The 13,706-nt window shown below is 52.4% G+C and carries 12 protein-coding genes; 3 read left to right on the top strand and 9 right to left on the bottom strand.

Going from position 1 to position 13,706, the window contains the following annotated elements; genetic code table 11:
- The first annotated feature begins 30 nt into the window (after nt 1–30).
- Nucleotides 31–1,449: a M20 family metallopeptidase gene (locus tag WCT94_RS19495; RefSeq protein WP_336871307.1), complete on the top strand. Its 1,419-nt coding sequence runs from the start codon at nt 31–33 to the stop codon at nt 1,447–1,449.
- 101 nt (nt 1,450–1,550) lie between these two features.
- Here WCT94_RS19495 and WCT94_RS19500 read toward each other — a convergent pair whose 3' ends face one another.
- The 6 genes from WCT94_RS19500 to WCT94_RS19525 form a co-directional block, all read right to left on the bottom strand.
- On the bottom strand, nt 1,551–1,871 hold the full coding sequence (locus tag WCT94_RS19500; protein WP_336871309.1) for a helix-turn-helix domain-containing protein: 321 nt from the start codon (nt 1,869–1,871) through the stop codon (nt 1,551–1,553).
- Nucleotides 1,864–2,253 (bottom strand): type II toxin-antitoxin system RelE/ParE family toxin, encoded by a 390-nt coding sequence (locus tag WCT94_RS19505; RefSeq protein WP_336871312.1) that lies wholly within the window; start codon nt 2,251–2,253, stop codon nt 1,864–1,866. The genes WCT94_RS19500 and WCT94_RS19505 overlap by 8 nt, the downstream gene beginning before the upstream one ends.
- An 89-nt stretch (nt 2,254–2,342) precedes the next feature.
- The gene (locus tag WCT94_RS19510) at nt 2,343–3,167 is read right to left on the bottom strand and encodes a MetQ/NlpA family ABC transporter substrate-binding protein (RefSeq protein ID WP_336871315.1); all 825 of its coding nucleotides are present in this window, start codon (nt 3,165–3,167) and stop codon (nt 2,343–2,345) included.
- 287 nt (nt 3,168–3,454) lie between these two features.
- Entirely contained in the window at nt 3,455–4,567 is a 1,113-nt protein-coding gene (gene menC / locus WCT94_RS19515; RefSeq protein WP_336871317.1) for an o-succinylbenzoate synthase, read from the bottom strand.
- A 41-nt stretch (nt 4,568–4,608) separates the two neighbouring features.
- Nucleotides 4,609–5,268: a methionine ABC transporter permease gene (locus WCT94_RS19520; RefSeq protein WP_015840447.1), complete on the bottom strand. Its 660-nt coding sequence runs from the start codon at nt 5,266–5,268 to the stop codon at nt 4,609–4,611.
- The gene (locus WCT94_RS19525) at nt 5,261–6,283 is read right to left on the bottom strand and encodes a methionine ABC transporter ATP-binding protein (protein ID WP_317178181.1); all 1,023 of its coding nucleotides are present in this window, start codon (nt 6,281–6,283) and stop codon (nt 5,261–5,263) included. Before WCT94_RS19525 ends, WCT94_RS19520 begins: the two co-directional genes overlap by 8 nt.
- Nucleotides 6,284–6,842: 559 nt before the next feature.
- Here WCT94_RS19525 and WCT94_RS19530 point away from each other — a divergent pair.
- Both WCT94_RS19530 and WCT94_RS19535 read left to right on the top strand, forming a co-directional pair.
- Complete coding sequence (locus WCT94_RS19530) at nt 6,843–8,132, top strand: acid phosphatase (protein ID WP_336871319.1); 1,290 nt, start codon at nt 6,843–6,845, stop codon at nt 8,130–8,132.
- Nucleotides 8,133–8,571: 439 nt separating this feature from the next.
- On the top strand, nt 8,572–10,098 hold the full coding sequence (locus WCT94_RS19535) for a methyl-accepting chemotaxis protein (RefSeq protein WP_336871321.1): 1,527 nt from the start codon (nt 8,572–8,574) through the stop codon (nt 10,096–10,098).
- A 29-nt stretch (nt 10,099–10,127) separates the two neighbouring features.
- Here WCT94_RS19535 and WCT94_RS19540 read toward each other — a convergent pair whose 3' ends face one another.
- Genes WCT94_RS19540 through WCT94_RS19550 form a run of 3 tightly spaced genes read right to left on the bottom strand, consistent with a single transcriptional unit; the run spans nt 10,128 to nt 13,280 of the window.
- Entirely contained in the window at nt 10,128–11,432 is a 1,305-nt protein-coding gene (locus WCT94_RS19540) for an aspartate aminotransferase family protein (protein WP_336871323.1), read from the bottom strand.
- Nucleotides 11,429–12,553 carry a phosphotransferase gene (locus tag WCT94_RS19545; RefSeq protein ID WP_336871325.1) on the bottom strand — a complete coding sequence of 375 codons (1,125 nt, stop codon included), beginning with the start codon at nt 12,551–12,553 and terminating at the stop codon, nt 11,429–11,431. Before WCT94_RS19545 ends, WCT94_RS19540 begins: the two co-directional genes overlap by 4 nt.
- Nucleotides 12,546–13,280, bottom strand: a complete 735-nt coding sequence (locus tag WCT94_RS19550; RefSeq protein ID WP_336871327.1) for an SDR family NAD(P)-dependent oxidoreductase — start codon at nt 13,278–13,280, stop codon at nt 12,546–12,548. Before WCT94_RS19550 ends, WCT94_RS19545 begins: the two co-directional genes overlap by 8 nt.
- Nucleotides 13,281–13,706 lie beyond the last annotated feature (426 nt).

The raw sequence follows: 13,706 nt of genomic DNA on the forward strand, positions 1-13,706 counted from the left end.
ACTTCGGCACACTATCCAGCAAGGAAAGGCATGACCAGCGCAGACCTTATTCGTATCGCCTGTGAACGTTTCGATCGCGGAGAATTTAAACAGACGCTGGCACGGCGCATTGCGCATGCCAGCGAGAGCCAGAAAGCGGGTAACCAGCTTGCGCTGAACCGCTATCTGACGGAGGAGATCCAACCCGCGTTGCAGGCAATGGGGTTCAGCGTAAGACAGATTACCTCGTTGGATGAAGGCCATCCCCCTTTTCTGCTGGCCGAACGTATTGAAGATCCCAGCCTGCCGACCGTGCTGTCCTACGGTCACGGTGATGTGGTGTTCGGTGATGAAGAAAACTGGCGCGACGGGCTCAAACCGTGGGAATTGGTGGAAGAAGGCGACCACTGGTACGGACGCGGCAGTGCCGATAATAAAGGTCAGCACAGTATTAACCTGATGGCGTTGGAGCAGGTGTTTCAGGCACGCGGGCAGCGTCTGGGCTTCAACTGCAAACTGCTGTTCGAGATGGGCGAAGAAATTGGCTCACCGGGGCTTGCCGAGCTGTGCCAACAACACAAGCAGGAACTGGCAGCCGACATCTTTATCGCCTCCGACGGACCACGCCTCAGCGCAGCGCGCCCGACGCTGTTCCTCGGTTCTCGCGGCTGCGTCAATTTCCGTTTGCGCATCAAGTCACGCGAGCAGGCCTATCACTCTGGCAACTGGGGCGGTTTGCTGAGCAACCCAGGCACCCAATTGGCGAACGCTTTAGCCAGTCTGGTGGACGGGCAAGGACGGATGAAGATCAACGCCCTGCTGCCACCGCCGTTAACCCCCGCGCTGCGGGAGATTCTCAGCACCATCGATCCCGCTGGTGGCGAGGGCGATCCGGCGATTGATGAAAGCTGGGGCGCAGAGGGACTCACGCCTGCCGAGCGGTTATTTGGCTGGAACACACTGGAAGTGCTGTCGTTCATTACCGGCAACCCGCGTAAGCCGGTGAACGCGATTCCCGCCGACGCCACGGCAATTTGCCAACTGCGCTTTGTGGTCGGCACCGACTGGCAGCATCTGGCACAACATGTGCGTCAACACCTTGACCAACATGGCTTTGCGCAGGTGGAGATTCAGGTGCTTAACACCTCTCCGGCGACACGCTTTAATCCGGAAGACCCGCTGGTAAACTGGACGCTGGCTCTGATGCAGCACATCAGCGGCAAACAGCCTGCGTTGTTACCAAATTTGGGCGGTTCGCTGCCTAATGATGTTTTCGCCGACATCCTCGGCCTGCCGACGCTGTGGATCCCTCATTCTTATCCGGCATGCGGCCAGCACGCGGTCAACGAACACCTGCTGAAATCCGTCGCCCGCGAAGGATTAGCGATCATGACTGGCCTGTTCTGGGAACTGGGGGAACAAGGGCATACGCTATTAGAAGAACACCGGGAATATGCCCGTCAGAAGTGATTTTTAGAACCTGAGTAGATTGCTATATACACGGAAAAGTGGCCACATCAAACGGCCACTAAACACAATGAAATAACCATTTATCTTTCGTTATTCCATCATCAAAGAATAGCGCTTAACCCTTTCCTCTCGATAACTTCCAGTATTCGTAATGCCGCACCCGTTGGTGAACTTACTCCACGTTCCCATTTCTGAACGCTATTGGCCGACATATTGATGATGCCAGCCAGCTGGCTTTGACTAATTTTTTCACGCTCGCGGATAGCTCGTACTCTGCTTGCATCCATGCCTGCGCGTGATTCCGTTTTTTGACTTTCCGCTACCAAGCGATTGATAGCGTCAAGATCGACGTCACTGGCCGTACCTGCGGCATGTTGACGCTGAATCATGATCTGTATATTTAATAAGCGCTTATCAACCATTTATCACCTCAACAAGCTCTTTATTTTTAAGGTCTGTTTCGAGATCGGCATCAGATTTGTTTTTAAACACCGTTGACGCAATTTTAAAAGCAGCTAATACATCATCGGGAATTTCTTTTCCACGCCTTGATACCGTGTTTTTCTCCCATCCCTCAAAGAAAAATACTTTATCTTCACGATGATAAGCCACTATTGTCCGGGCACCACCACGTTTACCCAGGCCGGTAGCAACGCGTTTTTTATAAACACCGCCACCGAGGCCTCCTTTATCTGGATTATCAATAATATCTGCCGCAATATCACGTAACTGCTGATCGGTTATATCTGATTTTCTACGAGATTTATCGTAGTGACGCGCAACAAAAATCCTTTTTTGTCCCATGCTTATCCCATAAAAGAATGCCCGATATTACTATGGTAATAACTACCATAGTAATATCGGGCAATAGCGTCAACCGATTCAGGAGTCGTTTACTCTGAGTGCGTACCCTTTTTCATCCACTCAGGCTTCTGGAACGCGTGGAACATGGAGTTTTTGTCCTCAAAGAACGCAGCGAACTCCGGGGATTGAACGGCAGCTTTCAGATCCTGAGCAAACGGTTTGTCGGCATCTTCTGCACGCACGACAATCATGTTTTTCAGATCTTCCGGCAGCACATCTAACTGAATCGCGTCAGACAGATTCAGGCCAGCGGAAATCGCGAAATTGGCGTTAATCAGCGAACCGGTTACGCCACCCAGCGCACGCGGCAGCTGTGCGGCTTCCAGCGGTTTAAAGACCAGCCCTTTCGGGTTTTCAGTGATATCACGCAGTGAGGCTTTGGTCGGTGTAATCTCTGGATTGATCTTGATCAGGCCGTATTTTTGCAGGAAATCCAGCGAACGAGCCAGATTGGACGGATCGTTTGGCAGCGTGACGATATCGCCCGCTTTCAGCTCATTCAGGGAGCGGACTTTGTTGGAGTAAAAGCCCATGCTGGCCGTCGGCACGGTGATCACTTCCGCCAGTTTCAGCCCTTTATCCGCACTGAAACGGTCAAGGTAGCGGCGGTTTTGGAACAGGTTTGCGTCGATACTGTTGTTCGACAAGGCCAGGTTCGGCTGGATGTAGTCGCTGAATTCGCGCACTTTCACGTCGTAGCCTTTTTTCACCATCTCCGGTTTGATCGCTTTTGTGACCATATCACCGTACGGCCCCGGCGATACGCCGATGGTGATTTCTTTGCCTGAATCTGCTGCGTAAGCCTGAGAGATGCCCAACGCCAGCATGAGTGGAATAAGTTTTTTCAATCGCATCGTCGCGTTCCTGTCTGTCCGATTTAGTCAGTCTTCGCCGTTTTGCTAACGGCATTCTCGTTATGTTGGGCGTCTGTAACCACGGTTAAGATCGAGATATCGGGAGCGACCACGGTGTGAGGCATCCCTGCGGAAACCTCATCACCGTGTTTCTCCCTAAATCTATCCCCTTACGCGCGATGCAACATCGCTCATTATTTTCTCTATTTTTATAACGTTATTCCCTGGTGTTGGATAACGTTTTACTGCTCACATGCCTTACTAAAAAAGCCTTACTCAAGAATCAGTTAAAACAAAAAGGTTTCCTGTCCGTAGCAATACTTGTCGTACAGTTCAGGGTTAATCTCGAAGCCGATTCCCGGTTTATTTGGCACCGCAACGCAGCTGTCCTTGTCTAATTCAACAAACGGCAGCATGAAGTCTTCATGCCAGTAGCGGGAGGACGGCGGAATATCGTGCGCGTAGATAAAGTTCGGCAGCGTTGATACCGCAATGTTGTGCGCTTTACCGACCGCCGTATCCAGCATACCGCCGCACCACACCGGAATATTGTGCGCCTGACAGTAGTCATGAATCAGCTTGGTTTCGGTAATGCCGCCTACGCGTGCGACTTTAATATTGATGATTTTGGCGCTGCCCAGCTCGATCGCCTTACGCGCATCTTCTACCGAGGCAATACTTTCATCCAGACAGATAGGCGTATTCACTGCGGCCTGAAGTTTACGGTGGTCGATAATATCGTCATGCGCCAGCGGCTGCTCAATCATCAGCAGATTGAATTTATCAATGCGCTTAAAGAAAGCGATATCGTCCAGCGTGTAGGCAGAATTGGCATCCACCATCAGCGTAATATCACCAAACGTCTGACGCAGCGCCGCAATATAATCGTAGTCTTTTCCCGGCTTGATTTTTATTTTGATGCGCTTATAGCCTTCCTTCAGGAAATTATCGACCACGCTGATTAATTTATCCGGTGTTTCCTGAATGCCGATGCTGACACCCGCTTCAACGTTATCCCGTACGCCACCCAGCAGTTGATGTAGCGGTACGCCTTTTATTTTTGCGTAAGCATCCCAAATACCGCCTTCGATTGCTGCTTTGGCGCAGTTATTGCGTTTTACTGGCGCAAAAATATCGCGCACCTGTGAAGGATGTTCAATACCTCCAGCCTGCTTAATCATCGGGATCAGGAAGTCACGCATAATATGCCAGGCGGTGACGTTGGTTTCTTCGTTATAAAACGGCAGAGAAATTGCCGAGCAATCGCCGTAACCAATCTGTCCGCCCGCGTGAATTTCCGCGATGGAGAAGTGTTTCTCCGTCTGCGTCGCAAAGCTGGTCGTAAATGGCGTTTTCAGCGCCATTTTCATTTTTCTTAATACAATCTTGTCTATTTTCATGACATCTCTCTGCTGCCCTGAATACCCTATTCTGTCGTGGTTTAGCGGCGTTCGCGCTTATTTGCCCGCCGCGATAGCAAATCACCCAGCGTTTGCACAATCTGCACCAGCACCACCAACGCAATCACGGTCACGACCATCACTTCGGTTTCATAACGGTAATAGCCGAAGCGGATCGCCAGATCGCCCACACCGCCACCGCCGACAATTCCGGCCATTGCCGAGTAACCAATCAGGCTGACCAGCGTGATCGTCAGGCCGCGTAATAACCCCGCCAGCGCCTCCGGCAACAGCACGGTGCCGATGATGCGCGTCGGGCTGGCGCCAAAGGCCTCCGCCGCTTCCACAATGCCCGGATCGACTTCGCGCAGCGCGGAATCCACCAGTCGAGCATAAAAGGCAATCGCCGCCACGGACATCGGCACTGCCGCTGCCACGGGCCCTATCGTGTTCCCCAGCAGAAACTGCGTTAATGGCAACAGCAGCACCAGCAAGATCACAAACGGGATCGAACGGATAATATTCACCAGAACAGTCGAGACCAGATAGATAAAACGGTTCTGCCAGAATAAATGACGATCGGTCACATAAATCGCGATACCTAACGGCAGGCCGAATATCACCGCACACAGCGTTGAAATACACACCATCGTGAAGGTTTCACCGAAGGCGAAAACTAATTCACCAAATAACTCAGCCATTGATGACCTCCACCCCAAAGGTATTCTGTCGAATATAAGCAATAGCGGCTGCGAGGTTATCCGCCGCCGGATCGTCACGGTATGAAAGCTGGGCGATAATATGCCCCAGCGCGCGATCGTTAATGTATTCAATATTGCCGTGCAGAATATTTACCGATACCTGAAACTGCTGTGCCACGTCGGATAATATCGGTTGTTCTACCGAATCATCAGCAAAGAGTATTTTCAGCAAGACGCCTTTATTATTCAGCTTAAAACGTTCCGGTAATTCGACCGGACTGGTATGGCTAACCAGTTGTTTGGTGTAGGCATGCTGAGGCGAAGAGAAGATCGTAAAGACGTCGCCCTCTTCCACAATATTGCCGCCCGTCATCACCGCCATGCGCTGACAAATACTTTTAATCACGCTCATTTCGTGGGAAATAAGTACGATCGTGATACCTAATCGGACATTGATGCTTTTCAATAGCGCCAGAATAGACGCCGACGTTTCCAGATCCAGCGCGGAGGTCGGTTCATCACACAGCAGCACTTCGGGATGGTTAGCAATCGCGCGAGCAATGCCCACACGCTGTTTCTGCCCACCGCTCAGCTGTGCCGGATAAGATGTCCCCTTGTCCTGCAACCCGACCAGCGCCAGAATTTCCGGCACGCGTGAGGCGATGTCTTCTTTGTTCTTCCCCGCGGCACGCAGGCTGAACGCCACGTTGTCATAAACATTGCGGGTATGCATCAGATTAAAATGCTGGAATATCATCCCGATACGCTGCCGATGCTGACGCAGTTCACGGCCGGACGCATCGCTAATCAGCGTATCGCCCAGAAACACGCGTCCTTCGGTCGGGCGCTGCAATAAATTGATCGTCCGCAACAGCGTACTTTTCCCCGCGCCGCTGGTGCCGACAATCCCAAAAACTTCACCCTGTTGAATGGTCAGGTTGACGTTGTTTACCGCTCTGGACTGTGCTGCTTTGCCGGCGGGAAAATCAACGCTCACGTTTTCTAACCGAATCATTACCTGACTCACTCCTGCTGACTGACTATTTTAAGAAATGTATCGTCGGCATACGCAAACGTATGCCTGTTTGATGTAGGGAAGCCTGTGTTTGTGGGTAAAATCATTTCTCATTAGCGGGCGTTAAGCCTATCCCACAGAACGGTTTCACTTGTTATGTTGAACAGAGATAGGCTCTTCATCGCCTTTTTGCATTGAGGAATAACCGGGCTATTTATGGCTGCCATTTTTGTTATAATTAGATTAACTTCTTATAAATCAATAAAATATTAAAAAATATTCGTCTGTTTAAGTTAGAGAGAAATGAGCTTTGCGTCAATGATAAAAAAAGCAAATCACCCTTCTGTTTTTTAGAAACTCTTTTATGTCTTTTTCTTCTATATAGGCTACCGTCGCCTTCGGTTATCGCCATACCCATCACGGCATCACCAAACATAACAAATCATGATAATGCGTTGATAAGCATCTCAAAATATATCCTGAAACATTACTATCACAATCAGCGCCTAGCCTGATCCCGCACCGAAAAACGTTTATCCTCCCAATTAAGGATGCCACCATGCGTTATCGCTCTATTCTGCTGCCTGTTGTCAGTCTTTTCTTATTACCACTTTCTGAGTTTGCAACGGCATCTGAGCCGGACAGCGCGACGATCGGCGCCATTGTCGATACCACCACGCAGGCCAGTAACCGTCCCCACGTGATTGAACTGGAGCAATCCATTCAGGCCGCGCTGCGCAAAGCGATCCAGGGAGAGGCGCCGCAGCTTACCCGGGCACAGTTGGAGCAGGCGAGAGAAACGCCACAAATGGCGGATATCGATTGGCTCAACAACAGCGGTTATGACTTCGCCGTGAAAGCCAACCAGCAGGCCGGCATTGCGCTACTGGAATCCTTCTCCCATCTTTCCACCGATGTGTTACAACAAAACACCGCTATTGTGACGCGCATTAATCGCGAAGCCACCACCGGACAGCGCGAACAGGCACTGGTGGATGCAGAGGGTCAGGGGTATCTCTACTATCTGGCTGATGCATTGGGTCCACGCTTGGGTAAGGTCTTCATTAACGCATATAACCACGGTGAAATACGCAAGGCTGCCGTCTTACTCAAGCTATCCGCCGTCAGTACCTCCGCAGCTAAGCAGCATTTCAACTACCCTCGCCCTTTCCTACAGCCGAATAACACCATTCATCTGGTGCCGGATACCGCCGTGATTGGCGATAACAAACCCTACACCGCTTCCGGTGGTGCATTTCCGAGCGGGCATACCAACACGGGCTACACCGATGCGCTGCTGTTAGCAGAAATGATCCCCGAGCGCTTCGTCCCGCTGATCGATCGCGGCGCGCGCTACGGCTATTCACGCATTGTACTGGGTGTTCATTATCCATTAGACGTGATCGGTTCGCGGATGCTTGCTGAACGCAATGTGGCGCACTACCTCAACGATCCACAGTACCGTCGACTGTTTGAGCAGGCAAAAACGGAGTTACGTAACGCGTTAGAGAAAGCCTGTGGCACGACGTTGAGCGCCTGCGCAAAGAGTGCGCCACAGGATGACCCCTACGCCGCACCGGAAATGAAGACGTTTTATCGCTACACGATGACCTACGGTCTGCCGGCGCAACCTGGTACGGCGTCCCCGGTTAGCGTTCCCGAAGGTGCAGAAGTCCTGCTCGACCCGGTGCTTCCCCATCTCTCCGCAGCCCAACGCAGAAACCTGATGGTGAAAACCGCGCTGGCTGACGGCTACCCACTTTCCGGCGCACCGGGCGATAAAGGTACGCAGAATTTCTGGCAGCGCCTCAACCTGCATGACGCCGTGCAGTCAGCACAGCACCGCTAACGGAGCCCTCTTCCTCGCGTTTGCTTACGCGGGGAAGAGGAATGCCACGGGCAGATAATATTTAATTACGGAAATTTATTATCATTATTATCTTCACTTGGCGTTGTTTCATTTTTTTTTAAAAATAAATGATTCTATTTTTTAAAAAAACCTCCTATATGAAGCAATGTTGAAGCTACAACACCATCTTCATAGCGCCACCTTAACGATTATTCTATTCATTTAACTGTAACGGTAACTTTCCAGACAGGATAATATTTTAATGGTTATTTATCTGTCAGCATAGAATACCGATCGCTTTGTAAATCAATGTAAATCGATGCTATCACAAGTCCCCTAATGCCATTTTTAAATTTTAGTTCATCTCAATATAAACCTTATCTCCCCCCCGTCGATATAGAAATACCGCTCCTTATCCGGGAGTCATTTAGAGGTACTTATGAGCATTAAACTTAAATTAATTTCGGTTATGTTGTTAATGGCATTATTGCTTTTGGTTGTCTCTCTTATCGGACTGTTTGGCATGAACAGCACAAATCAGTCGATGAAAACGCTGTATCAGGATCGGCTGGTCGCTCTGCAGTATCTTGGCAATGTAACCAGGCAGATGAACAACGTGATGTTTGAAATCGCCAGCGTAGATCTCTCACAGCCGAACGATGTCAAGACCGGGCTGGAGCATATCGAAGAAGCACAAAAAATTTATGATGCGCAATGGGACTTGTACAGCAAGACGTATTTAACCGGCGATGAACAAACATTAGAAGAACAGTATGTTGTCTTATACAAGCAGTACAATGAAAAAGTCATCCTTCCCGCCATTCATGCAATACAAAAAAATGACAAAGAGGCGCTGGAATATATTATTAATCACACACTAAAAAGCGAATACGCCCCGCTGCAGAAGATTGCCGACCAACTGATAAAATTACAATCGGATGTGGGAGAGGAACTGTATTCCGAATCACAAAATAGTTTCAGTAATATATTATTTTCCGTCGTCATTACCCTACTGTTCGGGGTCGTCATCGTTGCCTTATCCGGCTGGCGATTGATTATGTCGATTGCCGTACCAATAAAAAATGCCGTGGATTTAGCGAGAAAAGTCGCAAGCGGCGATCTGACGCATCGCATCGAGATTACCTCGCGCGATGAAATGGGACAGTTGCAAACCGCGATGCGGGAAATGGTACTGAATCTGACGGATATCGTTGAGCGAGTACACAGCAACGCCGACATTATCGCAACCGCATCCAGCCAGATCAGCAACGGCAACATCGACCTCTCCTCCCGAACCGAGCAGCAAGCCAGTTCGCTGGAGGAAACGGCGGCGTCAATGGAGCAGATGACCTCCTCCGTGAAACAAAACGCCACCCATGCTGCCCACGCCAGCCAACTGGCTACGACCGCCTCGCAGCGCGCCGTTGATGGCGGCAAGATGATGGGCGATGTGACCAATGCCATGCAACAGATGGTGTCGTCCGCAGAGAAAATCACCAATATTATCAGCGTGATCGACGGTATTGCATTCCAGACCAACATCCTCGCACTGAACGCCGCCGTGGAAGCCGCTCGGGCGGGCGAACAAGGGCGAGGCTTTGCCGTCGTCGCGGGCGAAGTTCGTACGCTGGCACAGCGCAGCGCCAGCGCGGCGAAAGAGATCAAAGAACTGATCGGGACGTCAGTCGAGCAGGCAAACCTCGGGCACACCGTCGTCATCGACGCAGGCGGCACGATTCAGAGCGTCGTAGAGGACATCAAACGGGTTGCCTCGCTCGTGACCGAAATTTCCACCGCCAGCCATGAACAAAGTCTGGGCATCGGACAGATTAATACCGCAATTTCGCAGATGGAAACGGTCACGCAGCAGAACGCCGCCCTGGTTAACGAGGCCGCCGCTGCCGCTGGTTCACTGTCCGAGCGTGCAGGTGAACTTAGTCATGCCGTTGCGGCGTTTCGTATCTAATCACCGTTCTCACGGCACCCACACGCGAGTTATGACTTCCGCGTGTGGGTGTCGGTGACCATCAGTACATCGCTTAACGTGGTTAAAAACACATCGGCGTGTTCTTCCTGAAACACCAGCGGCGGGCGAATTTTCAGCACGTTCGCCGCGGGCCCCGTCGCGCTGATCAGCACACCGCGCTGGCGCATCGCATTTACCACCTGCAATGCGGATTCACTTGCCGGCGCTTTGCTTTCACGATCGCTGACCAATTCTACGCCGATAAACAAGCCGTAAGCCCGAATATCGCCGATCAGTGGAAAATCCTGCGCCAATTGCTGTAACCCTTGCCGCAGATAATGCCCCACGCGCTGGGCGTTCTGTTGCAACTGCTCTTCCCGAATCACTCTCAGTACCGCGTGCGCCGCCTGACAGGACACCGGATTGCCGCCGAACGTATTGAAATAGCGAACCTCTCGCCCGAATGCCTCAAATAATGCAGAACGTCCAACCAGCCCGGCGATAGGATGCCCGTTGCCCATCGGCTTCCCTAAACTCACCAAATCCGGGACGATACCGTGACGCGCAAAGCCCCACATTGACTCCCCGGTGCGACCAAAGCCCGGCTGCACTTCATCCGCGATAAACAATCCGCCAGCCTGACGAATCAGCGCCGCAGCCTGTGCCATTTCGCCTTCCGGCGCACAGAACACGCCGTCGCTGGAAAAAATGGTATCCACCAGCAGCGCGGCAGGACGAATACCCTCCTCTTGCATCTGTGCCAGCGCGTCACGAATACGGGTAAGAAATGCGCCGGGCTGACGATAGGTATTCGGTGCGTCAATCAGCTTCACATGGCTACCGCGCGCTACACCATCGCCCAGCGACGGCGACAGCTCCGCCAGCGCACTGGTGACGCCGTGGTACGCCCAGCGCGTCACCAGGACGCCCGTTCCCCCCGTGGTGTGTCGGGCAATGCGCAACGCCAGATCGTTGGCCTCACTACCGGTACAGGTCAACATCACGTTATTTAGCTCGGCGGAAAATTCGCTGAGTAAATCTTCCGCAAAATCGACAATGGCTGAATGCAAATACCGCGTGTGGGTATTGAGCTGAGCGCTTTGCCGCGCTATCGCCTCCACCACCGCCGGGTGACAGTGTCCGACCGAGGCCACATTGTTATAGACATCCAGATAACGTTTCCCTTGCTGATCGAACAGCCACACACCCTCGCCGCGCACAACATGCAGCGGTTCTTCATAAAACAGGCGGTAACCGCTGCCCAATATCCGCTGACGACGCGCCAGCAACGCTTCTGTCGTTGTCATTTCAGGCGTGATATTTCTTTGATTCATCGCATGTCCTCCGGGCAAACCTGCTGTAGGCGAGTCACAAACTGCGCATGGGAATAGGTCGCGATGCGCTGCAAACTGTGCCAACAGCGTGGCACATTACGCAGCAGATACTCCCGATTGTCGGGGTAGCGTGATGCCCGCCACTGCGCAATCGTCAGGGTCAGCGCCATGCGGGTCGCAATCAAATCCGGCAACAGTGCGATCTCCTCCGGGGCTAACGGCCTGTGCTGGTGATACGCGGCAATAAACGGCACAACATGTTCCAGCAGATCGGCACCATCACCAACCTGATACGCCAGCGCCGTCGCCACTTCGCAGATTAACGGTGCGAATACGGCGTCGCCAAAATCGATAATGCCGGTCACCCGCGTCGGTGACACCCCATCGACCAGCACATTATGCGGATTCAGATCGTTATGAATGACCTGACGGCGCAACGTCATCAATTCGGGCGCAACGCGGCTGTCATAGCGATCAAAAATGCGCCGAAGATGCTGATGCTGCTGTCGCTCAGAAATAAAATCGAGGTAAGGACGCACCTGCTCTGCGCGGCTGATATCCCACAACAGCGAACGGTTCGCTGCCGGATGCGTAAAACCGTGAAGCGCATTATCCAACTGCGCCAGCGTGCTTCCCAACTGCGGCATTAATGCCGTGGAAGGCGCGGTCAGATGCTGCGGCGTGCCTGCCAGATAACTCACCAGTCGCACGCGCAACAGTGCACCATCGATCTCAACGCTCGTTTCCGCCTGACCTGCTATTGTCGGCTGGATTCGCGGCACGGGCAGTTCAGGGGCCTGCTGCGCAAGGTGCAGCAGCAGTGCGGTCTGGAAATCGCTGACGTCGGCAGGTTCCGCCGCGTTGATCACCTTCAGCATATAGCGTTCATCGGGCGTGACCGTCAGGCAGAAATTCATATCGCGCTCGCCCTGAAGCAGCGCCATCTGCCCGGACAAACCATATTCTTGCTGGGCAATGGCCAGCGCCTGCTGGCAGGAAACCTGCGGCACGGCCTGCGTCATCAGGTCGTCGCTATGCGATAGCGCCTCCGCAAACACCGACTGATTGGACGCAGCAGATTGGAACATGGGAGAAAATGTCGTGAGCCGTCCTTCAGACATGCTGCCCTCCGTTAACGTGGATTTCCGCGCCGTTGACATAAGACGCACCGGAGGTGCAGAGAAAATAGATCAGGCTTGCCACCTCTTCGGGTTTACCTAAGCGCTGCATCGGCACCTGCCGTTCAATGATGTCATCCGTACCGGGTGACAGAATCGAGGTTTCAATTTCCCCCGGCGCAATCGCATTCACGCGAACGCCATGCTGACCAAAATCAAACGCCATTTCCCGCGTCAGCGCGGACAACGCCGCTTTCGAGGTGGCATAGGCAACACCAGCAAAAGGATGAACGCGCGATCCGGCAATCGAGGTCACATTAATCACGCAGCCCTGTGATGCTTTTAGCTCGTCAAACAGGCCGTTTGCCAACAGCGCACAGGAAAACAGATTGACGTTGAAGACCCGCAGCCAGGTCGCATAGTCTGTATCGCGCACGCCCAAACGCTGCCCGCCTTCCCCCTTTGGCGAAATCCCTGCGTTATCGACCAACGCATCCAGCCGCCCGCCCAGCTTTTCCTTAATCAGCGGCAGCGTCTGTTGCAGGCTGTCGATATCTTCCAAATCGAGATGGATGTGATTAAGCAGTTTTTCCGCCCACGGGCACTCTTCCGCCCAGTTCTGACGCGACGCGGTAAAGATCCGCCACCCCGCCGCGTGGAAATGCTTAACGGTGGCATGCCCGATTCCCCGGCTGGCACCAGTCAGCAAGAGTGTTTTTTGCACTGTCATACCAAATCTCCTGAGCCTTTGTAGGCGATGCATCAAAATGGTGTTTGATGCATCATAAATTAGATTTTAAAAAAAGCTGAAGAAAATTTCAGCGAAAAAAAACGATTTTTCCCCTTGGCGAAATGCGCTCTTAAACACATTTTTATGCCGAATCAGTGTGCGTTTCGTGCGCCACAGTGCTGTTATTTCATGCTACCTCGTAGCACGCGCCCGACGCAGGGCGGCTCAATCGCCGTCGCCCTGCGAACCCTGGCTTCCCGGCTAAATTATGCCGCTGCGCGGTGCCATCGTCGGTATCAGGCTTAACGGACCTCTTGCGACACGGTTACTCGCCCCATAAATGGGACTCGCCCTTCGGGCCAGCACAAGTGCTGTTCAAAAACGTCTCTGACGTTTTTGTCCGGCGTGGCGCAAGCTTTAGCCGCG

This window comes from Pectobacterium sp. 1950-15 (assembly GCF_037136835.1).
Classification (GTDB): Bacteria; Pseudomonadota; Gammaproteobacteria; order Enterobacterales; family Enterobacteriaceae; genus Pectobacterium.

Bases quoted from the DNA above. Each gene is read 5' to 3' on its own strand.
- WCT94_RS19495 (WP_336871307.1), top strand. From the start codon at position 31: ATGACCAGCGCAGACCTTATTCGTATCGCCTGTGAACGTTTCGATCGC.
- WCT94_RS19535 (WP_336871321.1), top strand. From the start codon at position 8,572: ATGAGCATTAAACTTAAATTAATTTCGGTTATGTTGTTAATGGCATTA.
- WCT94_RS19520 (WP_015840447.1), bottom strand. From the start codon at position 5,268: ATGGCTGAGTTATTTGGTGAATTAGTTTTCGCCTTCGGTGAAACCTTC.
- WCT94_RS19530 (WP_336871319.1), top strand. From the start codon at position 6,843: ATGCGTTATCGCTCTATTCTGCTGCCTGTTGTCAGTCTTTTCTTATTA.
- WCT94_RS19525 (WP_317178181.1), bottom strand. From the start codon at position 6,283: ATGATTCGGTTAGAAAACGTGAGCGTTGATTTTCCCGCCGGCAAAGCA.
- WCT94_RS19510 (WP_336871315.1), bottom strand. From the start codon at position 3,167: ATGCGATTGAAAAAACTTATTCCACTCATGCTGGCGTTGGGCATCTCT.
- WCT94_RS19505 (WP_336871312.1), bottom strand. From the start codon at position 2,253: ATGGGACAAAAAAGGATTTTTGTTGCGCGTCACTACGATAAATCTCGT.
- WCT94_RS19540 (WP_336871323.1), bottom strand. From the start codon at position 11,432: ATGAATCAAAGAAATATCACGCCTGAAATGACAACGACAGAAGCGTTG.
- WCT94_RS19545 (WP_336871325.1), bottom strand. From the start codon at position 12,553: ATGTCTGAAGGACGGCTCACGACATTTTCTCCCATGTTCCAATCTGCT.
- WCT94_RS19500 (WP_336871309.1), bottom strand. From the start codon at position 1,871: ATGGTTGATAAGCGCTTATTAAATATACAGATCATGATTCAGCGTCAA.
- menC (WP_336871317.1), bottom strand. From the start codon at position 4,567: ATGAAAATAGACAAGATTGTATTAAGAAAAATGAAAATGGCGCTGAAA.
- WCT94_RS19550 (WP_336871327.1), bottom strand. From the start codon at position 13,280: ATGACAGTGCAAAAAACACTCTTGCTGACTGGTGCCAGCCGGGGAATC.